The organism is Chromobacterium rhizoryzae, from assembly GCF_020544465.1.
GTDB lineage: Bacteria > Pseudomonadota > Gammaproteobacteria > Burkholderiales > Chromobacteriaceae > Chromobacterium.
This window is the reverse complement of record NZ_CP066126.1, coordinates 141123-166535: the sequence shown is the minus strand read 5'-3', so window position 1 is coordinate 166535 and position 25413 is coordinate 141123. Positions and strand designations below refer to the sequence as shown.

At 59.2% G+C, this 25413-nt stretch carries 16 protein-coding genes; 3 read left to right on the top strand and 13 right to left on the bottom strand.

Translation table 11 applies throughout. The annotated features are described in order from the left end of the window. Positions 1 to 97 precede the first annotated feature (97 nt). Positions 98 to 4480: an amino acid adenylation domain-containing protein gene (locus JC616_RS00690; RefSeq protein WP_227106165.1), complete on the bottom strand. Its 4383-nt coding sequence runs from the start codon at positions 4478 to 4480 to the stop codon at positions 98 to 100. A gap of 124 nt (positions 4481 to 4604) precedes the next feature. On the opposite strand from JC616_RS00690, the gene JC616_RS00685 reads away from it, so the two are divergent. The 3 genes from JC616_RS00685 to JC616_RS00675 all read left to right on the top strand — a co-directional run bounded on the left by JC616_RS00685 (position 4605) and on the right by JC616_RS00675 (position 7389). Beyond that, positions 4605 to 4901: a phosphopantetheine-binding protein gene (locus tag JC616_RS00685; protein ID WP_227106164.1), complete on the top strand. Its 297-nt coding sequence runs from the start codon at positions 4605 to 4607 to the stop codon at positions 4899 to 4901. 442 nt (positions 4902 to 5343) lie between these two features. Further along, complete coding sequence (locus JC616_RS00680; protein ID WP_227106163.1) at positions 5344 to 6507, top strand: histidine decarboxylase; 1164 nt, start codon at positions 5344 to 5346, stop codon at positions 6505 to 6507. Between the two features lie 510 nt (positions 6508 to 7017). After that, positions 7018 to 7389, top strand: coding sequence for a hypothetical protein (locus JC616_RS00675; protein ID WP_227106162.1), 372 nt, complete (start codon positions 7018 to 7020; stop codon positions 7387 to 7389). 61 nt (positions 7390 to 7450) lie between these two features. Here the strand turns inward: JC616_RS00675 and JC616_RS00670 are convergent, their stop codons facing one another. The 12 genes from JC616_RS00670 to JC616_RS00615 form a co-directional block, all read right to left on the bottom strand. Beyond that, positions 7451 to 7927 (bottom strand): hypothetical protein, encoded by a 477-nt coding sequence (locus JC616_RS00670; RefSeq protein WP_146176754.1) that lies wholly within the window; start codon positions 7925 to 7927, stop codon positions 7451 to 7453. Between the two features lie 130 nt (positions 7928 to 8057). Then, on the bottom strand, positions 8058 to 9083 hold the full coding sequence (locus tag JC616_RS00665; protein ID WP_227106161.1) for a type VI immunity family protein: 1026 nt from the start codon (positions 9081 to 9083) through the stop codon (positions 8058 to 8060). 59 nt (positions 9084 to 9142) lie between these two features. After that, the gene (locus JC616_RS00660) at positions 9143 to 10336 is read right to left on the bottom strand and encodes a type VI immunity family protein (protein ID WP_227106160.1); all 1194 of its coding nucleotides are present in this window, start codon (positions 10334 to 10336) and stop codon (positions 9143 to 9145) included. A 15-nt stretch (positions 10337 to 10351) separates the two neighbouring features. Then, a complete protein-coding gene (locus tag JC616_RS00655; protein ID WP_227106159.1) occupies positions 10352 to 11542 on the bottom strand; it encodes a VRR-NUC domain-containing protein in 1191 nt (396 codons plus the stop codon). Next, positions 11542 to 14388, bottom strand: a complete 2847-nt coding sequence (locus tag JC616_RS00650) for a type VI secretion system Vgr family protein (protein WP_227106157.1) — start codon at positions 14386 to 14388, stop codon at positions 11542 to 11544. Before JC616_RS00650 ends, JC616_RS00655 begins: the two co-directional genes overlap by 1 nt. A 465-nt stretch (positions 14389 to 14853) precedes the next feature. Further along, complete coding sequence (locus JC616_RS00645; RefSeq protein WP_227106155.1) at positions 14854 to 16197, bottom strand: hypothetical protein; 1344 nt, start codon at positions 16195 to 16197, stop codon at positions 14854 to 14856. A 17-nt stretch (positions 16198 to 16214) separates the two neighbouring features. Beyond that, entirely contained in the window at positions 16215 to 18221 is a 2007-nt protein-coding gene (locus JC616_RS00640) for an ATP-binding protein (protein WP_227106153.1), read from the bottom strand. Positions 18222 to 18233: 12 nt separating this feature from the next. Further along, on the bottom strand, positions 18234 to 19094 hold the full coding sequence (locus JC616_RS00635) for a DNA adenine methylase (protein ID WP_227106151.1): 861 nt from the start codon (positions 19092 to 19094) through the stop codon (positions 18234 to 18236). Positions 19095 to 19497: 403 nt separating this feature from the next. Beyond that, a complete protein-coding gene (locus tag JC616_RS00630; RefSeq protein WP_227106149.1) occupies positions 19498 to 21474 on the bottom strand; it encodes a helix-turn-helix domain-containing protein in 1977 nt (658 codons plus the stop codon). Next, on the bottom strand, positions 21467 to 22513 hold the full coding sequence (locus JC616_RS00625) for a TniB family NTP-binding protein (protein WP_227106147.1): 1047 nt from the start codon (positions 22511 to 22513) through the stop codon (positions 21467 to 21469). The genes JC616_RS00630 and JC616_RS00625 overlap by 8 nt, the downstream gene beginning before the upstream one ends. After that, entirely contained in the window at positions 22513 to 24477 is a 1965-nt protein-coding gene (locus JC616_RS00620; RefSeq protein ID WP_227106145.1) for a hypothetical protein, read from the bottom strand. Before JC616_RS00620 ends, JC616_RS00625 begins: the two co-directional genes overlap by 1 nt. Then, positions 24458 to 25021, bottom strand: a complete 564-nt coding sequence (locus JC616_RS00615; protein ID WP_227106142.1) for a TnsA endonuclease N-terminal domain-containing protein — start codon at positions 25019 to 25021, stop codon at positions 24458 to 24460. The genes JC616_RS00620 and JC616_RS00615 overlap by 20 nt, the downstream gene beginning before the upstream one ends. Between the last annotated feature and the right edge of the window lie 392 nt (positions 25022 to 25413).

Below are 25413 nucleotides of genomic sequence, written 5' to 3'. Positions count from 1 at the left end.
CCTGCCCGCCGGGCAGCCCCGGCAATGCAAACCATCATCCGCGCAGCGGATTCAATGCCTTGGCATTGCCTGCCCTTAAAAAATCGTGAACAAGCCCTTAAGGCTGACCAGCCGCCAGCAAACGCTCCACATCCGCCACATTGCGGCAACGCAGCAGCTGCCCGGGCGACAGCTCGACGGCGAAGGTTTCCCGCATGCGCGCCGCGATGGCTTTCAGATGCTGGGGCAGCAAGCCCATGCTGCTGAAGTCCAGCAGCTCGTCGGCCAGCTCCTGATAGGAACGCCCCAGCACGCCCAGATAAATATCCAGCACCGGGCGCCGGTGCCGCGTCGCCGCGGCCGGCGCCTCGACAACGGCGGGCACCGCCACGCGCTCCGGGGCCGGGGCATGGGCCGGCGCCTGCAACAAGGCGCGCGCGCCGCGGCGGTCCGGCTTGCCGTTTTGCGACAAGGGCAGTTGCGCCACTTGTAAGAAACGCGTGGGCACATGGGATTGCGGCAGGACGCGGCGCGCATGCTCGCGCAGATCCGCCGCGCTCGCCTCCGCGCCGGGCTTGGCCACGTAGAGCGCGCCGATGCCCAACTCCCCCTGCCGCTCGTCTCCCACATCCACCACCAGCACATGGGCCAGCGCCGGATGCTTGATCAGCTCCATCTCGATGTCCGGCAGCGACACCCGCACCCCGCGCACCTTGACGTAGCCGTTGACGCGGCTGTCGAACATCATCACCCCGTCCGGCCGGTAACGGCCGCAGTCGCTGGTGCGGAAGGCGCGCGCCAGCTGGCCGGCCTCGTCGCGCACCGTGACGAAGTCGTGCTGGGTCAGCTCGCCGTTTTCCAGATAGCCCAGCGCCAGATTGACGCCGGCGGTGTGAATGCGTCCGGCCACGCCGGCCGGGCAATGCTCGCCGCGCTCGTTCAGCAGCCAATAGCGGTTGCCGGGCAGCGGCCGGCCATAGGGCACCTTGGCGCTGTCCTCCGCGACGATGTCGTGCCAGATGCTCCAGATCGTGGTTTCCGTCGGCCCGCCCAAGGACAGCAGCCGCGCCGCCGGCAGAACAGCGCGCAAATCCGCGATGATGGACGGCTTGATGTAATCCCCGCCCTGGGCCACCAGCCGCAGGCTTCGCAGCCCGCCGTCGCGCCGGCAAGACAGCAGCATCTCCAGCATCGCCGGCACCGTGCACCACAGCGTGACGCCGTGCTCGTCCACCAGCTGGTTCCAGCGCACCGCGTCCTTCTCCTCGCCCGCCTCCGGCAACACCAGGGTGGCACCGGCGCTCAGGCTGCCCAGCACGTCGAACACCGACATATCGTGGTGCAGCGGCGTCACCGACAGGCACACATCGCGCTGGCTCACCTGCCAATGCTCCAGCGTGGCCCCAATGACATTGGCCGTGGCCCGGTTGCACAGCACCACGCACTTGGGCTTGCCGGTGGTGCCCGAGGTGTACAGGTAATACGCCGGCGTCTCGCTCAGCGACAGCGCCTGCCAGCCGCCGCGCGCAGCCAGCGGCGCGGCCTCGGCCAGCAGTTGCTCCGGCGTGGCCCGCGCATGCTCCGTCGGCAGCGGCTGGGCCGCCACCACCAGGTCCGGCCGGCAGTTGTCCAGCAAATAACGCAGCCGCTCCTCCGGGGACGCCGCGTCTATCGGCACCCACACCACGCCGCTGAAGGCGCAAGCCAGGGTGACGATGGTGTGTTCCGGGCTGCGCGGCAGGCACACCGCCACCACCTGGCCGGCGCTGACGCCGCGTGCCTTCAGCGCCGCCATCGCCCGGGACACCGCCTCGCCCAACTCGCCGTAGCGTATCCGCCGCTGACCGCTGATCAGCGCCACCCGGGCGTTGTCCGGGTCGAAGATATGGGCGGCGATGCGGCCGAGGAAATTCTCGCGCCGCGCCTCGGCTTCCACGCTGTTCAGCCGGTAATGGCCGTAATCCAGCACCCGCCCGGCCGGGGCCTCGAACACGCCGCTGTCCGTCACCTGCTCGATGGCCCGCTCCAACGCGCTCAGCACCGCGCCCACCAGGGCCGGCTCCAGCGCGTCGCGGGCGTAATCGATGTCAAACACCAGCGCGCCGTCCGCCTGCGCGGAAAAACGCAGATCCATCGCCACCTGCGGCGTCTGGGTCAGCCCGCCGATCTGGCGCATTACGCCGTCCGCCGCCGTCGGCCACGACAAGCCATTGGTCACCACCACCGGCAGCGCCGGGCCGGGGCCATGGCTTTCAAACAACATCCGCGCCAAGTCCACGCCGGAGAAGGCCAGATGCTGCAAGCCCTCCATCACATCCGCCTGCAAGCGGCGGCCGCGCTCCGCCAGGCTGTCCAGCCCCGCCGGCCACGTGACCGCGATGAAACTGGAACGGTTGGAGAAACCGCCGGACGGCAGCGGTGCCACCGGCACCGCCACGCACAAGCCGCCCTCGTCCAGCCAGTGCGACAACACCTCCAACACCAGCGCCATCACCGTAGTGTTCTTGAAAAAGCGTTGGCCGTTGCCCAGCTTGCCCAGCCGCTCGAAACGCTCCGCGCTCACCGTCAGGCTTTGCCGCTCATAGCGCGCCACGCCCAATTGATCCAAGGGCTTGCGCCAAGGCAGCCGCGGCGCGGCGCCGCAATCGGCCAGCTTGTTTTTCCAATACAGCGCGTCCGCCTTGCGGGTTTCAGCGGACGCCTCGGCCGCCGCGGCGGCGGCCGGTCTGCTTGGCTCCGCCACGCCCTGGAACAGCTCCAGCATCAGCGCGGCGATGGAGCGGCCGTCAACAATCAAGGCATCGAAACGCGCAAACACCGTCAAGCTGTCGTCCGGCAGCAGGAACAGCGTCAGCTCCCAAGGCGCGTGCTCCAGATCAAACAGCGCGTGGGCGTAATCCTCGCGCGCCGCCGCCACCCGCTCCTGGGCCGCCGCCGGCGACAAGGCGCGCAAATCCACCTCCCGCAGATTCACCCGCGGCTGCGCACGGACCCGCTGCCGCAAGCGCGCAACGTCTATCACCGTGCGCAGGCAATCGTGACGCCGCACCATCTCGCCCAGCCGGGCGCGCAGCAGCGCCGGGTCCATCGTCCCGTGGTATTCGCGGAACTCCTGCATTGCCACCCCGCCCAGCGGCAGCTGCGCGGTGCGGCCCAACAGGTAAGCCTGCTGCAACACCGACAGCGGCGTTTCCGCCTCCGGCTGCGCCAGCGGGCGCTCCAGCGCAGCCGGGTCCGCCGCCACGGCGGTGGCCAGGGCCACGAAATCGTTGAACAGCTGCATGATCCAGTCTTGCGGCAAGGCGTCCAGGCGGATGTCCCAATTGATCAACACCCCGCCGTCCGCGCTGACAATCTGCGCGTCCAAGGCCACCTGCGGCCCCTGCGAAATCACCCAGTTCATCGCGCCGAAGGCGCGCCGCACCCGCTCCGAGAACAGCTCCCCGCCCGGCATGTCCAGCGCCGCGGTGAACACCACCGGGGCGATCTGCGGCGAACGGTGATGGCGGGACAGATCCCGCATCAGGTTCACGCCCGGATAAGCGCAATGGCCGGCGCGCTCCAGCAACTGCGCGGCCAAGTTTCGGCACAGCGCGCCCAAAGTCGGCGCCGCGTCCAAATCCACATCCAGCAACACCAGATTGGCGAACTCCCCGATGATGCGCTCCGCGCCCTCCAACAGCGGCGGCCGCCAGAACACCGGCACATTCAGCCGGAAGCGCCGGTCCCCGGTGGCCGCGCCCAAAGCCTGGGCGAACACGCCCAGCATCAGGCCGGACAGCGTCAGCCGTTGCGCCTTGGCCAGCCGCCGCAAAGCCTGGCGCTGCTCCGGCGCCAGCCAGGCGCACAAGCGCTGGCTGGATGCCGCGCCCGCCGGCCCCTCCCGGCGCGGCAAGGACGGCGCCGGCGCGATATCGGCCAACTGCGCGCGCCACCAATCGCGGTCCCGCTCCCGGGCCGCCTTGAGCCAGGGCTCGTCCCGCGCCCGGTCGCACCACTCAAAGAAGGAAGGCGTGGGCGGCGTCTCCGCGTCCGGGGATTCGTAGAACAGCGCCAAATCCTCCATCAGCACGCGGAAGCTGGACGGGTCCACGGCGATCATGTCCGCGTCCACATGCAGCCGGCTATCGCCCGCGCCAAACAGGCTGATGGAAAAACGAACGGCTTGACCGGTTGCCAGGTCAAGCCGCTGATGAGTCCACTGCTGGCGCTTGGCTTCCAGGCGCTGCGCCAGCGCCTCGCCCTCCAAGGCGGTGAAATCCTCCACCTCCAGATGGGGCGCTTTGTCCGCCGCCGCCAGCGCCTGCATGCCGTCCGCCGTTACGCAGGCGCGCAGCATGGCGTGCTCGCGGCCCAACCGGGCCAGCGCGGCCACCAAACGCGGCAGCTCAATGGCCTGGCCGTCGAACTCCGCATACAAATGCGCAGAGACGCCACCCAGATCGGAATGATCGCCCCGGCCCATCCAGCAGGCCGCCTGCATTGAAGTCAGCTCTCTCATTGCGCACCCATGAAAATTGACAAATGGATTTCTTGCATTTCTTCCATCTCCATATGGCATCTCTAAATGCGAATGATTATAATTTACATTTTTAGCGTGATGCAATGATCCAGGTGAAATCGTCATGACGAATGAAAAAGCAATCAGCACCACCCCGCCGCAAGCCGGCGGCGCGCCTCAAGCAACAGCCGCCAACCCGCGCCAATGGCTGCATGGCCGGCTGCGGCAGTTGCTGGCGGAAGACGGGGAACTGAACCCCACGGAAAACCTGATGTATTACGGCCTGGATTCCCTGCGCCTGATGACGCTGGCCGCGGAGCTCAACGCCCGCGGCATCCCCGTGCGCACGGAAGAATTGAGCCGCTCCCCCACCCTGGCGGGCTGGGAAGCGCTGCTGGACGCCCGGCAAGCGGACGCTTGAAGAATGGCCGAGGCCGGCGCGCAGAACCGGCCCTTGGAACCTGTTTACGACCTGCCGCGCGTCGTGAGACGCCCCACGGTGAGTACGGCTTCGAAATGCTCATGCGCCACAAGTGCATGCCGCTTCCTCAGCCGCAACGCCTTGTCTCGCGCTTGCTCGCCAGAGCGTAAACACGCACTAAAAACCACTAACAAAACCCTAAAACAGACAAAACCGGGCGCCAACCCACGCCCAGCCAACAAGGAAGAACACCAGCAATACCCACCCACCAAGAACCCATTCACGATCTTGCAAGCCGACAAGACAAGGCGAGAACAGCCGAGAAAGCGGAATGCGCGCAGAGTGCATGAGCATTTCGAAAGCGTTCTCAACGCCCTGTCTAAGCTATCCCGTCGCCGCGCGGCGGATCGTGAACAGGTTCTGAGAAACCACGGAGTCACCCATGTCGCTGTCCCAACTTGACCAAAACCGTATCGAATCTTTTTGGCAGTACTGCTTGCAACACCAATATTTCAATCTCGCTTATCCAGAGTCAGCCGACTTCGACTACGCCCCCTTGCACCGCTTCCTGCGCTTCTCCATCAACAACTGCGGCGACTGGAACGAAAGCAGCAACTACCTGCTGAATTCCTTCGACTTCGAACGCGAAGTCATGCACTTCTTCGCCGAACTGTTCCACATCCCCTTTGACCAAAGCTGGGGCTACGTGACCAACGGCGGCACCGAAGGCAATATGTTCGGCTGCTACCTCGCCCGCGAACTGTTCCCGGACGCCACGCTGTACTACTCCAAGGACAGCCACTACTCCGTGGCCAAGATCATCAAGCTGCTGCGCATCAAATCCCGCGCGGTGGATTCCCTGCCCAGCGGCGAAATCGACTACGACGACCTGGTGGCCAAAATCCAGCAAGACCAGGAACGCCACCCCATCGTCTTCGTCAACGTCGGCACCACCATGAAAGGCGCCGTGGACGACATCGGCGTCATCCAGGACAAGCTGGCTAAGGCCGGCATCCCGCGGCGGGATTACTACCTGCACGCGGACGCCGCACTCAGCGGCATGATCCTGCCCTTTGTCGACAGCCCGCAGCCTTACTCCTTCGCCGACGGCATCGACTCCATCAGCGTGTCCGGCCACAAGATGATAGGCTCGCCCATGCCGTGCGGCATCGTGCTGGCCAAACGCAGCAATGTGTCGCGCATCTCCGTGGAAATCGACTACATCTCCGCCAACGACCAAACCATCAGCGGCTCCCGCAACGGTCACACCCCCATGATGTTGTGGGCGGCCATCAAGAGCCGGCCGCTGGCGGAATGGCGCCGCAAAGTGCGCCATTGCCTGGACATGGCCCAATACGCGATAGACCGTTTCCAGTCCGCCGGCATCCAGGCTTGGCGCTGCAAGAACTCCATCACCGTGGTCTTTCCCAGCCCGTCTGAACCGGTATGCAACAAACACGGCCTGGCCAGATCCGGCGGCGCGGCCCACCTGATCACCACGCCCCACCACCACGACAGCCAGCGGCTGGACCGCCTGATTGACGACATCATCCAAGACCTGGGCGCCGTGACGGCCCCGGCCGGCGCCGCCATGAACGCGGCTTAGAGCCTATTGACGATCTGCTGCGCGTCGTGAGACGTGACACGGTGGCACCGCTCCGAAATGCTCATGTACCGGAGCTACATTCCGCTTTTTTAGCCGCAGCGCCCTGTCTCGCTCTAGCTCGCAAGATCGTAAACGCCTTCTTAGAACCAGCGTATGACCGCAGCGCCGCGGCGCTGCAACGCCAAAAGCCGCCCGTAAAGGGCGGCTTTCTGCTGTAATCCCCACCCCGGCCCGCCGCCGCCTTGACGCTGGGCCTTGCCCCCCTTACTCTGCCCATGCGCTGCGCCAAATAACGCAGCCATGGGCTGGGAGGCCCTTTCACACATTCGGACGAACCGCTTGGCCGTGGTTCGCCGTGTCCATGCGTTAGCCACAACCGGGCGGGCGCATGGCATTGAGCCCTCCGGGGCTGCCGCTAATGTGTCGGTCCTCCCACTTTGTCATGTGCCTGCCCACGCCTCCCATGCGTGCCGCGCAGGCTTCCTTAAGCAAATGTTTGTGGAGGCCATAGTGAACATATTGAATATCTCCCAACCAAACCCCGACCCCGACGCCTTGATGGAAACCCTCGCCGCCAGCGCCACCCCTGTCCTGCAACAGCTGCAAGACCTGCTGACAGCGCTGCGCGTCAACGCCCAGGGTTGCTCGGAACTGGAAACATTGAGCCAACAGCTGGACCGCCGCTATCTGGACGTGGACGAAAGCATCACCCGCGGCACCATGCACCTCCACTACGCCAGCCAAAACCTGCACGCGCTGCTGACCCTGCTGCAAAGCTGCCCGGAAGACAAAACGCTGAACTGTGACCAAATCGTGACCTTGCTGGAACCGGTGCGGCAGGAACTACAAACCAGCCACAGACTGATTGGCTCGGTGATGTAGATGTGAAAACGCCGCAGCGGGCGCTGCGGCGTTGCCGACTATGCTGTTACAGCCAAAACCATCAATCAAACAACGATTCTTGCCGCTGCGCCAGTTCCGGGCATGCCTGATCCAACAACTGGTCCAGAGTCAGTCCGGAAGGCTCGGCCAGCTTCTTCCTGGAAATCGTTTTACCTTTGACCGCGCTGAGCTCAACGCCGGCATGCTCGGCCAGCAATTGCCGATCCGCCAGATTGCCCGTCACGATGTAGTAATACCGAGCGGCAAACGACCACCACTCCTGCTCAATAATCTCCGGCTCCAGCCGGTATACCAAGCCGCTTGGCGACGCGACAATCGCCGCCAAACGGTCCGCGCTGACCGCCACCAAGGCCGTGATCTTGCTGCCGTCGGACTCGCCCTCCACCTCCCCGGCAACGCCATCCTGCAAGGGCAAACCCGCGCTCCGCATTCTCGCCAGCAAGCGAGCCGGGTCCGCAACAAGCTCTTTTGTCTCCCAGGTGACATCCTGATTATTCAAATCCACTCGTGCATTCATTTACTGTCTTTCGCATTTTTCGTATTAATACTGCGCCTACAAGCTAAGCCTAATGATCACCGCTACTCGCGCTGCCGATACCAGACAGTGTGCTGCCATAACTTGATCTAGGGAAGCCCGGCCTCGCCGCTCAAGCACCGGCCGGCGCGTGAGAGGGTGGGCTGAGCACCGGCGTCGCATCGTCAAAACGCGCATACCAGCTCACGGTTTCGGACTTATCGAACCCATTCTGTTGAGGCGGGTGGTAATGCAGGGAGCCTGGTTCCGTGGTGCGAATTGGTTTCACTACATGATTCACTGCCACATAGGAAATGGGGGCGCCGTCTTCCGGTGCGCCAAGGTCAGGGTACTCTCCGGCTTGGATAATCAAGCCACCAGGGTAGGTGCTCATAACGATATTCGGCCAGCTTGCTAGCTGAGCGCGGAGTGATGTTTCTCCTCCCAATTTCTGAACGAACTGACTCCCCAAAATGGTGAGCCAGTTGGCGCCTTTGATATGGTTTTGCAACTCGTGCGCACCGGCAGAAAACGACATGCTGTCCACATCCAGCCCAATGAAACGCTGCGCCAGTTCGTACTCATTGGGCAAGTAGCGGTCAAAGTCATAAGGTAGGACTGGCGATAGGCCGCCATAGCCATGAATGGGGGAGAGAGCATTACAAACAAACTGAACTAAATTCTGATAAATAGAGGTGCCGTTTTTCTCAAACAATAAGGTATGCGACAGAGTGAACTTCAAATAGGATTTATGCCCCCACGTTTCGTGTAGTTCCCGTCGTGTCAGACACTGCATCGCATAGGCGGGCGCCCACTCCGGAGTGGGCTCTGAACTTATCGTCCACTCTAGCGCATCGTGCGGATCGGTATTGGCAAGAGCGGTACTTCTATTGGCGGCATAGCCATCCTTGGCCATCTTGGTGTACTTGCCAGAGCCAATCTGTTTCCCTCTTAGATGAGAGCCGAACTTGTCGTAGAAAGCATCAAAGCACGCCACTATTTTTTTGCGTACCGCAATTGAACTGCCGCCTTCAAAGAAAAAAGTGGCAATCAGACCTGGGCGCACAACAATGGCATCATCCGTGCCCAGGGTCCAAACCAGCTCATCTTGGTATTGCTGTAGTCGCTGTAATTGTCGTGGAGTTTCTACTTGCTCCATTGCTCCATCCCTAACCCATCTGCATGCCTGCGGATGCTTAAGCGTTCCTCTTCAATGGCTCATCTGCTGCCGGAGACCGGTTCTCGATACCAGATCGTGCTGCCATACGTTGAGTGCGAGAAATCAGGCATAAGCTCACCTTGGGTGAAATATTGCCGAGAGTTCTCCATGGCGGGCGTCCACCAATGTCCGCTCTCAGGACAAGGCTTGCCGGCCTCGCACCTAGCTCCATGCTCCGATTGTGCTGGTAGCGACTCCCCCTTCGGCAACGGGGTAGCGTCGAAGCGCGCATACCAGCTTACGGTTTCGGACTTGTCGAACCCATTTTGTTGAGGCAGGTGGTAATGCAGGGAGCCTGGCTCGGTGGTACGTATCGATCTCACCAAGTGACTGACCACCACATAGGGCTCCGGAGGGCGGGCATTAGGCGCGCCCAAGTCAGGGTATGGGCCCGCCTGAATCATCAGTCCGCTTGTATATCGGCGTATGGAAATATCGTGCCAGGGCGCTAGCTTAGCGCGAATCACTTCTTCGCCATCCAACTGCTCTACGAACTCATTTCCCAGAATCGTGTACCAGTCTGCGCCCTTGATATGACTCTTCAACTCGAAGCCTCCGGCGCTGAAGGAGCGGGTATCGATATTCAAGCCGATAAACCGCTGCGCAAGCTCATACTCATTGGGCAAGTACCGATGATAGTCATATGGCAGGATGGGAGACAGGCCACCATAACCATGAACCGGTTGTAAGGCGTCACAGATGAAGGCTAGCAGCTGTTGGTACTGACCAAGGCTTGCTTCATCGAACACAGTGGCCGCGGGCAGCACGATTTTGAAAAATGACTTGTCGCCCCAGCCTTCGTGAATGCTTTGCTGCGTCAAGCAGGAAACCGAGTATTCCGGAGCCAAGTCCGGCACGGCTTCGCTACTGACAAACCACTCAATCCGCTCATGCGGATCAGTGATGGCCAAGATTTTGTCTTTGGACTTCTGATAATCGGATGCGCCCATTTTCCTGGTTTTGGCATCCATGTATTTCTGCCCTTTTAGCTTCGCGCCAAAGAGGGAGTAGAAGCTGTCGAAGCACTCGATGAGCTTTGCCCTGACCTCGACCGTGCTGCCCTTCTCAAAGAAAAAAGTGGCAATCAAGCCAGGACGGATGACGATGCCCTCATCGGGCTCCAAGCTCCAAGTCAGCTCGTCTTGGTATGTTTCAAGCCGTTGCAATTGCTGCGGTATTTCTACCTGTTCCATTTCTCAATTCCTAACTCATGCCATCAGAGGTCTGTCGTTACTTGAAACCGTGGCGCCTCCCAGTATGGCGACGCAGGCAATAAAGGCCGCGACCAACTCGGCAGGCAATGCCATCACCATCAAGGCAACGGCCGCCACCACCAACACGATGCCCACCACAACCTTGCCGACATTAAGCAGAATCTGCCCCCACTGAATCTGGCTAATCTCATTCCAGGCAATGTCGCAATAACGCTCAATTTTGGCCCACGCGGCTTTCAACTGCTCCTCGGTCCAGCGGACCAGCGCTTTCCCCTGCGCATTGACCCAAGTCCAAGTTTTTTCGGACTTATCCCGGACCCAGCGGCCTGACTCTAACAGCCAAGCAGCCTCTTTTTCCAGCCAGGCTTGAGTATCTTCAGCCAAGCCCTGCATGCCTTTCTTCGTATCCGACCATACTTCGGCAACTCCTCGCTGCAACTGCGTGCCCCAATCCTGGAGGTAACCTGGAGTCTTTACCGGAACCGGGCTGTAGATCGGTGCGGGTACTCGTTGGGTTTGCGATTTGGGCTTGGTTTTTGGCTGCGGACTGAAGACTGGTACTTTTTTAGGCTCGGGAACCCTCTTCTTCCTTTTGTCGATAACATCCAAGACGGTAAACCGGTCATCTCCACCGGCAATGCGCTTGTAGGCGTCCTCCTGACCTCGACTAAGCTCATCCCCCGGAAATTTTACCTCCACTACCCGAGCCAAATTATCCCCATGCGGTGCGCCGTCATGATCGGGGGCTGCGCGCCCCGGCCAACGAGTTTCCTTGTCCTTCACAATCACCAGGTCCGGCCGTCGTAAATAGCCCTTCGACAAACCTTTGGGGAAGGGGGTAATAGTGTGTCGCCGGTTTGGTCCGTCTTCTCGGCGACTTGGACTCAGAAAGGGCGTTGGGGGGTTGCGGGTCATATCGAAGTTGACTTCCGCCTTATAGAACCACTTGTAATCGTGGCTGTTTTCATCCAGACGAATCAGGATCGACATGGTGATTTGCCGCATATTGAGCTGGTAGGTGCGGCCGGTCTTTTTACTGGTCGCCCCTACGGACTTGGGCGACAGAATCGCCACGTCAGCCTTCTCGGTCAGGTAGGGCTTATTGCCCGGGTGAGGCAGCATTGCATACTCGGGGCGCTCTTCCACGATGGTCATCGTGCCGCCGGCGGGTTGATAGTTGGCCATCAAGCATTCTCTCCATTGTCGTCTTTCAATTGCAGCCCGCGTTCCGCCTGACCGGTGCCGTAGCCATACAAGGTGTACTCCTGCTCGACGGGAGGCTTGGGTGCCTCAAGCTTGACCGGCTGGGAACTTGGAGTGAAGGCAGTGCTGGTTCTGCCCTCCCAGTCGGTGTAACCCGGAATCACACGGCCATTCGGCAGCTTGAGCCGGTAAGCCTTGTCCACCAGCGGCTCGCCCGTCTTTTCATCCTGCAGGATATAGCTGCGTTGGTAGCCTTTTGGCATGGACGGCATGGGCATGGAGACGCTGGCCGGCCCGCTCAATACATGACTGCTGCCCTTGATGCTGACCGTGCCCGGGCAGTGCACTTCGATGTCCCCGCCTTTGAGGCGGATATAGCCGCCGCCGCTGGTCAGCAGAATCTCGTCCTTGGCCGCAATGGTGATGCGTTCCTTGCAGGAGGTGATGGTGACGTCCTTGTCCGCCGTCAGCTCAATGCTGTCGCTTTGCGCCTGTAGCTGAATCTTGCCCTTGGCGGCTATCCACTTCATCGCCACCTGATCCGCCACGCCGGCCACGAACAGGCTGATATGCTTGCCGACGTTATGAATCCAGCGCCGGCCGCTGCTCTGATTGGCGTCGCGCTGCGCCACCAGATTGAGATGGGTTTCCGCGGTCAGGGTCTGGCTTTGCCCGGACAGGCTGGCAATGCCGGCCGGCGCGGACAGCACCAGCAAGGCTTGCTGGCCAGCCTGTTCTTTGGCGGTTTTGCTGTCTGGATCGGTATTGCTGCCGGCCTCCCAGGCCTCCAGCGCCTGCAACTGGTGCAGCACATGGCCTTGTTCCCGTTTGCCGCTGCTGGCGTTGTCGTCGCCAATGCCGTCCGGCCCGGTTTCCATGGTGTCGGCCTGCTGCGTGGCGGCGGTTTCGGCCAGCGCCTGACTCAAGGCCACCGCCGCTTGTAGCTGGCTGTTGGCCTGCTCCCGCGCCAGTTGCTTGCCGGCGCCGCCGCCTTGCGCCTCCGTGGACAGCAGCAGGCCGTGGGCGGCGCGGATGGCGCCGTGCTGGTCCGTCCGCAGCTCAAAACCGTCGCCGCGCGGCTGGGCCTGGCCATTGCTGCGCGGGTGGGTGAGGAAGCCTTGGTTGAGCTGGGTCTTGCCCGCCTCGCTGGACAGCTTGGCGCGTACTTCGCCGGGGGTGTCGTCAAACAGCAGCTCGTTATAACCGCCGCCCTGATGCTCTTTGGATTTGATGCCGGACAGCGTCTTATTGGCCGGCAGGCTGCCGGCGCCGCTGAAGTCCGGCGCGGGATGGCTGCCGTTGTAGACCACGGCCTTGACCACCGGGCGATCGATATCGCCTTCGATAAAGTCCACCAGCACTTCCTGGCCGATGCGCGGCAGGAACTGATGACCCCAGCCAGCGCCGGCGGACGGCATCGCCACCCGCACCCAGCAGGAGGACTTGTCGTCCATGCCCGCGCCAATGCCGGGATGCTCTTCCGGACGCTGCCAATGGAACTGAATCTTGATGCGGCCGTGCTCGTCGGTATGCACTTCTCCGGGGCTCTCCGCCCCGGCATCGCCGCTGGCCGGCCCCACCACGGTGGCGGTTTGCACGCCCAGGCTGGTGGGCTTGGCGTGAGCGGTGCCGGCATAAGCCGGCGTCAGAGGAATGCCACGGCGCTGGGCCTGGATGGCGGCGCTGAACGGCGCGGCGTCAGCCTCCGCGCCCAGGTACTGCGCCAGATCCCGCGGCAGATTGTTGCGCGCCTGAAAGCGCTGGCCGGTAACAACAAACTGGCGTTTCTCCTCCGCGTCGTCCTCATGCGCGGGGTGATCGTCCAGACGGAACCACTCACCCGGCAGCAAGCCGCGCACCGCGCCGCTGCCGCTGAAGGTCTTGGCCTGCAAATCGTTAGCCTGCTGCCGCAGCACGGCATAGCGGCCCAGCTGCTGCTCGTCCCCGGCGTAATACAGGCCCGGCACATCGTAATGGCCCAGGCTGCTTTGCAAGGCCTGACCAAACTGGCCCTGCTCCACCCGGCTGGTTTCCCGGCCTTGCTGGGTGAGCACCGGCTTGTAATCGTAACTGGCCAGCGCGCTGGCGCCAGGGACAATCTGGCGCGCGGCCTCCCAGCCCGTCAGGCCATCCTCTTCCTCGGTGGCGTCGCTGCGGTGGAAGCGCACCCGCTGCAGCGGGGAGGCCGGCAAGGCGTGGGCATCGTCAAAGATGGAAAGCTCCACCCGCGGCCCGTCCGCCTCCAAGTGGCGGAAACGCCAGGCGTAACCCTCTTCATGCAAGAGGCGGACGATGAAATCGTAATCGCTCTCGCGGTATTGCAGCGCATAGCTGCGCGGCGTGGCCGGCTTGAGCTGCAAGGCCAGCGTTTGCACGCGGGCGAAGATGGGGTTGGCTTGCTGATGTTCACTGAGGATTTGTTTGACGATGTCCGGCACGGACAGGTCTTGGAATACCCGGGAAGTCCTGCTATGGCGCAGCAAGGCGAACGGCGCTTCCACGACCAGTTGATAGCGGGCAAAGCCGCCATCCGACCCCGCCAAACTGGCCTGGCTGACCACGCCGCAACGGATCGCCTCGCCCCCCTCCGCGCCCTGGATGCCTATGCGGGCCGGCTGGCCCAGCAAGGTCTTCAGCGGGATATTGCCGTCCGGGGACAAGCAGGTCAGCGTATAGCGATAAGGCTGGGAAATCCCCTCCTCGCCCTCTAGGCTGAGCGGCAGCAGCTGTTCTGCGGCGAACTGCCCCTCCCCAAGCTGCAAGGTCAACATCCGGTTGTCCTGGCCAAAGGCGGAAGCAAAGCTGGCCAACAGTGCATTCAGGTCCATCGGCATTCCAAACGAAAACACCGCCAAGCGGCGGTATGACATTGAAAATAAGCCTGAAATTTTATGAAGTTAGGAAGACAGTCACAAGCTGGCGTGGTCTGGGAATGCGTTCTCTTGGACTAAAGGACAGGTATAGGTGTTGGGGGAGTGCGAGGTGGCTTGGAGGGCTGGGGGTGGTTCGTAGTGGGGTGGCAAATAATGTGACGGGGAATACGCACTGGTCATGGGATGACTTGCGGGGTGATGTGAATGTATAAACGCCGCAGCGAGAGTTGCGGCGTTCCTTACAGACAGACAAAAAAGCTTAGTCCGTCTCTACCTGGACATTCTTTTTGAGGCCGCTCCATGCAACGAACAAGTCTGGTGTGCCGCTAAACTTGGATGAATACCTAATTCACTGCTCACCCACTAGGCGTGGGACGGGCCAAATAGAATCAATACGAAAGCATCTAGGATCCGAACTCTTTACCGGGACTGCTCTGAGACAAATTTTTGCAAAATTGCAGCCGACGGATAGCTGGACATGGACGCAATACCATCTGCTAATGCTACCGGGTAGAGAGCCCCTTCGTAACTGTGACTAACAATACCCGGGATGGTAGCAAGGATACGTTGCAGGCCGATTAGATTTATATCTAACGGCTTGTTGATGTCCTCCTGATACTCTCCTACTGGGACGTTAAGAACCATATACAGACCCGGGTCCACCTTTACATACAGCTTTTCGCCCCAGTTTGTACGCAGACCATAAGGGGTGTTGAGCTCCGGCGCCCGGTTAACTTCGCGCCTAACATAAGCATGACTCAGAGCGGCGAATGTCATGGGCTCACCACGCTCTTGCGGAGGAGCAAAGCGCACAATAGATGACAAGTGATCCCTGAACTTGCCGCTTTTTTCCAGACCAATCACATGCACTGGCCGCTGCTGTTGCTTCACGTATTCAAAGAAATCCCGGATATTGGGTACCATTTTGGAATACTGGCTGCGCAATGTAAGTGGACCATCCTTGATAAACAGGGTGTCGCTTACTAGCTGCTTGTCAGTGTGATGCCACATCAACCGAATGGCAGTGAACAGCATTAGGTGCTCCATCACCAGCATATATCCAGAGGCAACAGAATCGGGTGCGCTATCCTCATCCATTTCCAGGTGAAAACCCCAAACGTCAGACAAGAACACCTTGCCCTCACAGAATGGACAAGACATTTCATCAGCATCGTATGGCAAGCCTTCTTTGATCTCTTCGCCACAACACGGACAAGCAAATCCAGGGGATGGACTATACCAGGCAGGATCCCATTTTCGGTATGCCAACCATTTGAGGGTTTCGTAGAAAGCTCCGTTTTGATCAACCTTTATAGAATCACGTACGATATGCCGTATAGTCAACAAGTTACTGCCCTTGCTTGTACGCACGTTTCTAAGAGGAAAAACGGTGGCATGTTGGATGCCGCTACCGGTAAGAATTTCTCGTAGTAACAAGGGGTGCGGATGCTCTTTATCAATAGATTCCAACCTGGTTTGATCCAACATCAGCAAAGCTGTTTTAACAAACGCAACCTCTTTAGGTGGCTTTTGTTCGGTGGTTACAGCAACAAAAGAGCCATCTGTAGCCCAGATATTGCGCAGGGGCTTTATCCCATCCGAGTTGAACGTTTCCCAAAGCGTGCCAGCTGGATCAGCTATCATTTTTTCAGGGCTCTCGAAATCCTCCACAAGAGCTTTGACCCAATCGCTTTCGATGACTGACAAATGGCCCAGCTTGGATGCAGCCTGTCCCGGCAGGCGCAAACCTTTTTCAAATGACATGGCTAGTCTCGCTATTCTTATTGGTTTGCTACAGCCACAGCATCTGCAGCAAATCGATCGGCCTGGACTGGAATAACAAACCTATGCGACATAGTCAGCATTCGCATGTACCCCGGGGTTTTGGCACGCAGAATGTCTTCCTCAATCCCCGAAAACGCAATCTGGACACGGGAGAGCGACTTGGTCTCATCCTGACTTGAAAGATGACCAACAAAGAAGTTTTCTGTTTGCGCCAGCAATTCTTTATTAATAGTTGAAGGAGACTGCGTCGAATACACCATACCGATGTGAAACTTTGCTCCTTCTTTAGCAAAGCGTGCATAAACACCCGTCAGATCCTTGCTCTCTGGTGGGAACAGGTTGTGTGCTTCCTCGAAGTAGAGCTGAACAAACCTATTGCCCAGTTCGTTGTTAACGAACTTCGTCTCTTGCGCACGGAATACCGCATTGGACAACATGTTGGAAAAATACTTCCGAATGGTGTCATTTGCATTACCGAGATCTAGGATGACCGTCTGGCCTTCGGCCAAAAGTCGAAGAATCTCTCCCTGAAAGTCACTTGCGTTTGACGCGTGATAGCTTCGATAAGCACGGATAACCGTCGGGCCAGAGCCTGTAGCTGGATTCAAGAACTCAAGTAATGCCACTGCGTCTGGGTCGAATGACGGGCGTCCATCACGCCCAAGTAAGCAGGGTTCATTGGGTGCCTCGCGCCTGAACTGCGCAATCACTTCCAACTCTGACAGCAATTGGTCCAAATTGGTTGGATTATCTGGAATAGACTGGTTTGGTCGCACCAATCCATATGCGGCCGTACGTAGATTCTGATTAAAGTGACAATCAAAATGTTGAACGTACCGAGTAGCGATCAGGTTCATCCGGCGTAGCCGTGCCTCATCGGAAGCAAATCCAGCCTTGTGCAGAATTGCCCAGTACATCTGGATCTTACGAACTGATCTCGACTTGTCTGACTCGTTCATGTTTGGCAGTTCTGCCAAATCTGGCAACTTCACCTCTGCGAAGCTACGGATGTAGTTGGACATCTTGTTGTCCTGGGCCAACATGGCCCCCAAGACATCCAAACATGAGGCTGGCTGCTCATAGAAATTCAGCCTGAGAGGTCGAGATGGTGTCCCATCACGAGCAGTCAATGCGTAAACCTGGCAACGAGCCTCGTTAGCAGAACGGAGGGACCGGTTACCATCTTGTGGATTGTCGTTCGCATACTCACCGTTGATGTCAAAAATCAGCTGACCGACCGACTGATCTTCATCAGTCGCATCCAATATACCCTGAGCCAGCAGCTTGACCACATTGGACTTACCCAGACGTGTCTTACCGAACATGGCGGTTCGGCAACCCTTGAAGTCATTCATGGAAATACGTACTGGGATATCGAAGCTCTTACCGGTACTAGTAAAGCAACACTCCATCGTGCGTAACTTGCCGAGTTTGACTTGCTGCTCAGACTTGACCATACCATTTACTATCAGCTTGAGTAGAGCCTCGTCCGGCGAGTAGACTTTATAGCGGTGAGCACTCACCACATTATTGACGTCACCAGAGAATGCAAGCTTTTGCATATTCTCTGGATCTGCGTAGAACATCCCTAGCACATCACAATCTAGCGCGCCCCACTGAAGTTCGCTCTGAGTCCACACGTCCAGCTCAGGCATGGCTTTCTTATGAAGCTCAAAGTAGGTTTGCTGCACCTGATTGGTAAGTGGCGTCGGCGATACGCCTGTTACTCGCAACAATGTGAAATGGGGAGGTGCCTTTTGTGCATTCTCGGGGGTCATGATTAGGAATGAGCCGCGAGGAATTCCTCCTACTGCCAGTTTGTACGGGTCACTGGTTATGATTCTTGCAGTGTCATAGCCCAATTCAAGCACATAGCCCACAAAGCGCATCTTGTCGATCTGCTTGCCACTTTCTAAAGTTTCCTCATTCTGTAGAAAGGCACGCAAGGCCTCAATTGGGTTACCTTTTGTGGCGGATGCATGGACCATCTGATCAAGATTCATAACCTACCCTTTTTAAATATTTGCTAGCACGATCAGTTCTTCAAAATTCTTACGACTGGCACTCTTGGCGGAAATACTGGAGTTGCGTGCAACTTGGATAAGCTGAAACTCCATGCCGCAGTAGAGCTCTCGCACTGATTCGTGATTTGCATTCGTGCAAATCAATTTGACGCCGCGCTGCGCCGCCCTTGTCAAGGTAGCAGCCAAGCGTTGCTGATCCTCCCACGAGAAGAGAATTTCGTTGTATTTGATGAATCCGTTGTAGTTATGACGCACGGTGTATGGTGGATCCGCAAAAACGAAATCTCCTTCTACTGCCTCATCGATTAAAGCTTCAAAATCAGATACCCGCAGCTCAGCATTTTGAAGAAGACTTGATATTTCTTTAAAGCTATCCGTCTCCAACACAACTTTGGATTTAGAGCCACGCGGCACATTGAACTTACCCTGGCGGTTTACCCGGTAAATGCCGTTAAAGCATGTGCGATTGAGATATATAAAGCGCGAAGCACGTTGTACCGTATTGCGAGGCATGCGCTCCCGGGTACGATAGAAGTAATCGGGATCATCTTTATGCGCGCGTTGCCGGTACTTAAGACTGCGCTCAAGAGCTCCCCAATCAAACTGAATCCCGCGATAAGCACAGATCAACTCTTCATTAAGGTCACCAAGAATTGCCTCTTGTGGCTGTAGGTGAAAGTAGACCGAACCGGCGCCTAAAAATGGTTCGATATAACGGTTAAACTGTGTAGGTAATAGGTGTGCGTACTTGCTTACAAACCATCTCTTCCCCCCTGCCCACGCCAAAAAAGGGATTAAACGGCTGCGCTGACGGACTTTGAACTCATTCTGCGCATGCTGTTCATTAGTCATTATGCATTCACCTCGCACTGTTGACTTTATATGAATTTTTATTTATATGACAATAGTATTTTTAACTTACATTTTAAATCTTAATAGCTCATTCAATTCACTCGATGATGGAATAAGTCTCAATAACCGAGTGTGTACAGACGGCCATAAACCACCCTTTTCGTATTGCCTTACTAGCCGACGGCTTTGACCAACATGTGGTCCTGCTTCCACTCGGACTTCAACACCCATCAGTTACCACCATTAAGACAAAAAATGGCCTCCATTTTTGGAGGCCATCTATTAATCTGGTTGCCGGGCACAAAATCCCAAAAATCCAGAAAAGTGGGAGATATCTAAATATCCGCGGGCTCCTACACCCTCTGTAGGATCCCATCTTCCTCTAGATGAGCCCCACGACAGATCAACGGGGTTCTAGACGAAAGTGGGACGGAGGCGGTACGGGCGTCCCATCTTCCTGGAAGATCCTCTCCCAGGCCTTTCGCCGCCGCTGCACCGTGTCCCGCCACTTGATCGGATCCCCCACCTGATATCTCTCGATAAATCGGGTAAGCGTATCGGTGCGAGTATATACCAGTTGGCGGCAAGCTTCGATGCTGGTGCCGCGCAGCGGGTAGATGGCTAAGTGCTTGAGCATGTTCATCACTTTCCTGGGCGAGCGGCCGGTCAGGTCTGCGATCTCGGTACCGAAGATGTACTGCCGCAGGAAGCGGTCGACATCTGCTTTGCGCACTCTGGAGCCTTGGTGCTTCTGGTTGCCCAGCTTGTGCGAGCGGATGTAATCGTTCTGCGTCAGCCAGTACGCCACCTGCTGCTTCACCCCCAGCACTTCGGCCAACTCCGGAATGGTGACCCAGTTGGCCCGATCCGTGGGAAGGCTGGCTCGCCACAGCTGCAAGGCCTTGCGCTTGAACACCCAGCGCGTGATCCCGGTCTTGCCGATGAGGGTGGCGCAGACGGCCAGCTTGCCTGCCTGGATCTCCTCAACCAACGACACGACTTCGTCGGCATTCCACTGCCAATAGTGCAGCACGTCGGCCAGCGAAGTTTCGTCTTCATCGAGAGAATAGACCCGCGGCAGCGCCTCGCCGAACTCGGCCAACTGATAGACCTCCGAGCTGGAAATGCACCATGGCAGCAAAGGCTGGTCGTTGACTCGGCGGGCGGAGGGGAACAGCAGCTTCAGGATCCGTCGCATCCGCACCTTGCCCAGACCCAGCACCTCCATGGCCTTGGTCATGGTGATTTCCCCCGCAAGTTGTTCCTCCACCTGGATCAGCCGGTCTTTGCGCACCATCAGGAAGCGGCGGCCTTTGCTGCTGATGGTTTCTTGCCCTTCCAGTTGCCCGGAACGGATCAGGTAGCGCAGCCGCGCCATGGAGATACCGAGTCGGTCGGCCGCCGCCTTGCCAGGAATCCACTGGATGTTCTCCAGGACCTCGATGGTGAACCGGCGATTCCGTCTGGCCACACCGCCTTTCCAGCGCTGCGTCACCCATTGCTCGAAAGCCTCGCGCACCGGGAGGTAGACCCCATCGCGAAGTCCTCCCAGATAAAGGTAGCGGTAGGCCTCCTCAAAAACGGTATTCAGGCTGATCTGTGGATCCCCACTGGACGTCTGCAGTGTGTCGAGCGCCTCATGGAATTTCTCGGGCCAGAAGACCAGCACTTCCGCCGCTAATGAGGTGATGGGCCAGGAGACTTCCAGTAAGCCCGCATTAGCGATTTTGAGAGGTCTGAGCGTCGCGACCGGATTCATATAGGTGCCCAGATAACGGATCAGTCGCAGGGTTTGCTCCAGGCTGAGTCTTTGGAAGGGATAGCCATGCGCTTGTGGAACGGATTGCTGCAACAGCATTTGTTCCAGCGTTTCCGCCAGCAAAATGGCGGCCGCAGGCGCTTCTTCCGGGATCTCCCGACGCAGATCGGCGCCGCAGTTGCAGCGGAGCAGGCTGTCCCGGTGCCAGGTAAGCGACTCGCCGCAACTGGAACAATGGTCCACCAGCCAGGTGCCGTGCTTGGGGCAGGTGTCGAAATACAGCAGCTCCCAGCCGATCCGCCACCGGGCTTCTTCCGCCAGGCAGTACGGGCAGTAGCGGGCGAAGCGTCGGTTCCAGATGCTGGGTTGATGCTGCTCCAACTGGGCCACGTGGCGAATATGGCTGTTCAGCTCCGGATAAAGCGAATCGGGAGGCAGCAGCTGTTGCTGTCGCAAGGCCTCCGGGGAGAAGGCGATGCCGAGCTGCTCCAGGTCTCGCAGGCTCATAAAGTTGGCCTCGGCCAGTCGGAACAGATAGCCGATTGGCCCCTCGGTTCGCGATGGGTGAGGCCGGATCAGCAAGCTGGGGGCATCTTGCTGGGGGATGGTGCTGTCACGCATGGGTCACGCCTCCTTTACTTGGATGCAGGCCCAGCTTGATGGCCACCGGCGAGCCGACTGGGTCTTTACGGGTATGCGGGTAGAACACCTCGCCAGGGCGAGTGAGGGGGCGTAGCGGCGACTCAGGGTGGAAGGGATTCAGCGTGTCGGGCACGTCCTTCCAGATCCGCTCGCGGAAGCCGGCGCCCAGCACATCCAGCGACAGCGTGTTGAGACCGGCCAGGTTGGCCGCGCAGACCGCGCCCTCCAGCAGCTTGATGGTGTAGTCGAGCAGCCCGAAGCTGGCGGTGTGGATGCGCCGCGCCAGGTTGGCCTCATGCAAGGGAATCTCGCAGCCCAGCGGCAGGCAGGGGGCGATGCCCTTGAGTAGCCCCCGGTACTCCAGAAAGTCCGCCTCATCGTCGAGCTGGAACGGATCCATGGGAATGCACTGCGAGAAGCGGCGCGACAACTGCTCGTTGCTGCGGATCACCAGCTCGGCCGCCGGCAGCCCGCACGCCACCATGCCCACGCAGGTACTCTCCAGCAGGTTCTTCAGCCAATCGGTGACATCCCGGAAAGCTGTCGCGCTGAGGGTATAGAACAGATGCTGGAACTCATCGATCAGCAGCAACTCCACGCCGCATTGCGGGAAGAAGTCGACCAGCCGGGTGGTTTTCTCGGGGGCAGTGCCGCGGTGCGACTTCCGGTCCCCCATGGCCTCCAGGATGGCGCCGGCGAGACTGCGTACCGTCGGCGACGACGGCACTCGCACAATCAGGACCGGAATCCGAGTGCGCTGCGTCTCAAAACTGCGTGGTGACTGGGCCTCATACGCCCGAAGCACGGTGCTTTTGCCGGCGCCGGAGGGGCCGATCAACAGCACGCCGCCGCCCACGCCATGCGCGCGGCGACGGTGATGCAGTTCGGCGATCTGGAACAGCGCGTGGCGAAAGCGTTGGTGGTAGATGGGTTCCAACTGCAGCTTGTAGCCCAGCACCTTGTCGGACGTGTAGCCGGCGTTCGGGGCGAACTGCCGCATCAAGTCGAGCGGATCCATCACGCGCCTCCCTTCTTGGCTGACACCGACAGCTCCGGCAGCTCATCCTGCAGTCCGTCAGGCAAGGCGTCTGGAACGGGGACTTTGCGGGTTTTAACGGGTTTTCTGGCGGTGACCAGCGGATCCTGTTTTTCCAGCACCGCCTCGCTGTTGAGGTTGAACTGGCGCGCGCCGGACTTTCGGTAACCCATCTTCTTGTGCTGCAGCGCCGCCTGAGCCAGTTTCTGGATCTCGCGTTTCGCCTCCAGCAGCTCCGGGGTGTTGCACAGCTCGCCGAAGCGTTTGCGGGCATGGGCGCGGATGGTGCGGTGCATTTCCCGGGGCAGCCCCTCGGCGTACTCCTGATCGCGGGCGGGGACGCGCAGATACACCCGGTTGTCCGGATCCAGCACATGAATGTGGCCGACATCATCCTCGTAGCTCTTGATCTCCACGGGAACGTTTTTGCCGAAGCGCCGGCGGATCAACTGCACGTGGTGGTCGTTGTAATGCAGGCCCTCGAACTCGATGCCGTAGTGGAACAGCGTCCGGCTCGCCGGAATGCCGGCGATCAGCTCCAACTGTTGCGGGTCGGTGGGCAGCGCAATCGGGGCCCGGTTGGCGGACTCTTGCCAACGATCCAATGGCCGGCCTTTGATGCCGCGGTGAGGCGTGACGTTGTAGACATCGACAATCCAGCGCACCAGTAAATGCGTCAGCGTGGCCATGTCCAGGCAGGCCTTCTTTTCTGCCGGGTAGTCGCCGCGCTCCTGCGGATTGGAAAACGTGGTGCCCGGCAGGGTGTGGATGAGGTCCACGCTCATCGTTCGGATAAACCGTTCGATTGCGCCTTTTTGCCATGACACCTTGGATCCGCAGAATTGCAGCGTGATACCCATACCCAAGCAGGCCTGCTCAAAGCCGGTGCTATGCAGATCAGGGCCATTGTCGACAGCGACCAACTGCGGGATGCCGTAGGCTGGCCAAGGGTTATTGATATCAGCCCACTGACTGAGCAGATCCTCCTTGGGCAGGATGGCCCGCCGTAGGCACTGCAGCAGCGAGTTGGCGGAGGGCGCGCCAATGCTGATATAGAAGCCGACGATCATCCGGGAGTACTGGTCAATCGCCACGGTAATCCACGGTCTGCCCAATGCCAGTCCTGTCACCAGATCAATGATGATGAGGTCTAGCGGCGTGTGGTCGATCTCGATCCGTTCCAGGATGGCCTGGGTCTCCACACGGCCGATCGCGACGCGGTATTTCATGCGCACGGCCTCGGCGCCCTCGCGGGCTAGATCGACCAAGTCCTGCTGCAAATTCTCCAGCCAGCGATATACCGTGGTGCGGCCGGGGCATTTCATCTGCTCCTGCGCGTACAGCGATTGATTGATGGCCTCGGTACGTGCCTTCATCCGCTGGTAGACCGCCAGCTTCGGCAGCTTGTTGTCGGTGAGATAGACCTCGGCGATGACCTGCTCGAACAGCTGATAGCCCGGTTTAGTCTGGTGGTTGGACTCTGGCCGACCCCAGGGGATCAGTTTCAGAATGGAGCGGGTGGTCCGGTAACGCCGCCACCAGTCCGATACGGTCGACGCGCAAGGCGGGTACTTGTCATCGATCTCGCCGGCTAGTTGACTGATGCGCGCCTCCCAAGCCGACCTGTTGTACGGTGTGTGGTCGGGGTCGATGCCCTGCAGATAATGCAGGCGGCGCCTGGCAATGGCCTGAAGTTTGAGTGGATAGGTCGACAGGTCGCGCGGCGTGACGAGATAGATCGCCTCACCGAGGTTGGCCAATGACTCCTCGTCGATGATCCACTCCTGGGACTGCCAGCGTTGCAGAATGTCTGAGTTGGTCAGCGTCAAAACCTCGCCTTCATCTGAGAGCAGTTGCAGCTTGCCGCTGGCCAGCCGGCGGTCCAGCTGCCAGCGAGTCTGTCCCTGAAGGAAGCCCAGGCCGCGTTTAAAAGTAAATCGTTGCATGGTGCTCTCCTACAGGTAGTTGAACGAGGGAGGCCGGCGCGAGGGGCTGAGTCAGGTCGACGTAGAGTCGAGCTTGCGCGATCAGGGTGTCGGTGACGTCTGAACCGAACCGCTCCAGGCATTGCGCCAAGGGGATGGATTCGGTCTGAGAGAAGGCCACAGCCAGCTGGCTGCGGGTTGGTAGGGGGCTCGCGGGATGGTTGTAGTGGTACAGCAGCTGTTTCAGATTACTGAACTGCGGCTCCTGCAGGATTTCCTTATCGGTCAAAAGCCGATAATCCAGACCTTGTGCTAACAGCTGTTCGGCAATCTGGTGGTATTTCGCTTTGACCTGGGGGCGGGCCAGTTCGGATGCTGGCTTGAGCTCGACGAACAGTACGTGCTCGTCGTACAGACGTACCCTCAGATCTGGGACGTGGACGCGCATGGCGGTCCCGTCCCAATACGGCAACTTCTCAGGTTGCGCTTTAAAAGCAACGACACCTGGTGATAGCTCCAGCAATAGCAGGGCATCGCGTTCCTGCAGCGATTCCCATGGCACCATCCGTTTCATTTTCTTGGAGGGGAAATAACCTCGGATGTGCCGCCCCCTACGGGTAACGACTCGTCGCACTCCTTGCATCGTCTTCTCCCGGCTGCGCCGGCAAGACCTCTCCCTGCGCAGCCACGCATCTGTTGGAAAGTTGGCCAAAAAAGGAACGTGAAAATCCGCCGTTCAGTTCGAAACTGAACGTTTTTGGCCGAATACAGGGGGGAATGGCTTGACCGCTAAGATGCGCGAGACGATACTTTGATTGCTGAAGTCAAAAGACTCGTCTTTTGCATCAAAGGGGTAGCCGTCAGGTTACCCTTTTACATTTCTGACCCTCCTTCATGATGAGGTTCCGGTGCCCAGCAGGGCATTTGTCTAATGGCGGCTCTTTCTCAGCATGCTTC

Coding starts and splice junctions, on each gene's coding strand:
- JC616_RS00690 (WP_227106165.1), bottom strand. CDS start 4,480: ATGAGAGAGCTGACTTCAATGCAGGCGGCCTGCTGGATGGGCCGGGGC.
- JC616_RS00685 (WP_227106164.1), top strand. CDS start 4,605: ATGACGAATGAAAAAGCAATCAGCACCACCCCGCCGCAAGCCGGCGGC.
- JC616_RS00680 (WP_227106163.1), top strand. CDS start 5,344: ATGTCGCTGTCCCAACTTGACCAAAACCGTATCGAATCTTTTTGGCAG.
- JC616_RS00670 (WP_146176754.1), bottom strand. CDS start 7,927: ATGAATGCACGAGTGGATTTGAATAATCAGGATGTCACCTGGGAGACA.
- JC616_RS00665 (WP_227106161.1), bottom strand. CDS start 9,083: ATGGAGCAAGTAGAAACTCCACGACAATTACAGCGACTACAGCAATAC.
- JC616_RS00660 (WP_227106160.1), bottom strand. CDS start 10,336: ATGGAACAGGTAGAAATACCGCAGCAATTGCAACGGCTTGAAACATAC.
- JC616_RS00655 (WP_227106159.1), bottom strand. CDS start 11,542: ATGGCCAACTATCAACCCGCCGGCGGCACGATGACCATCGTGGAAGAG.
- JC616_RS00650 (WP_227106157.1), bottom strand. CDS start 14,388: ATGGACCTGAATGCACTGTTGGCCAGCTTTGCTTCCGCCTTTGGCCAG.
- JC616_RS00645 (WP_227106155.1), bottom strand. CDS start 16,197: ATGTCATTTGAAAAAGGTTTGCGCCTGCCGGGACAGGCTGCATCCAAG.
- JC616_RS00640 (WP_227106153.1), bottom strand. CDS start 18,221: ATGAATCTTGATCAGATGGTCCATGCATCCGCCACAAAAGGTAACCCA.
- JC616_RS00635 (WP_227106151.1), bottom strand. CDS start 19,094: ATGACTAATGAACAGCATGCGCAGAATGAGTTCAAAGTCCGTCAGCGC.
- JC616_RS00630 (WP_227106149.1), bottom strand. CDS start 21,474: ATGCGTGACAGCACCATCCCCCAGCAAGATGCCCCCAGCTTGCTGATC.
- JC616_RS00625 (WP_227106147.1), bottom strand. CDS start 22,513: ATGGATCCGCTCGACTTGATGCGGCAGTTCGCCCCGAACGCCGGCTAC.
- JC616_RS00620 (WP_227106145.1), bottom strand. CDS start 24,477: ATGCAACGATTTACTTTTAAACGCGGCCTGGGCTTCCTTCAGGGACAG.
- JC616_RS00615 (WP_227106142.1), bottom strand. CDS start 25,021: ATGGTGCCATGGGAATCGCTGCAGGAACGCGATGCCCTGCTATTGCTG.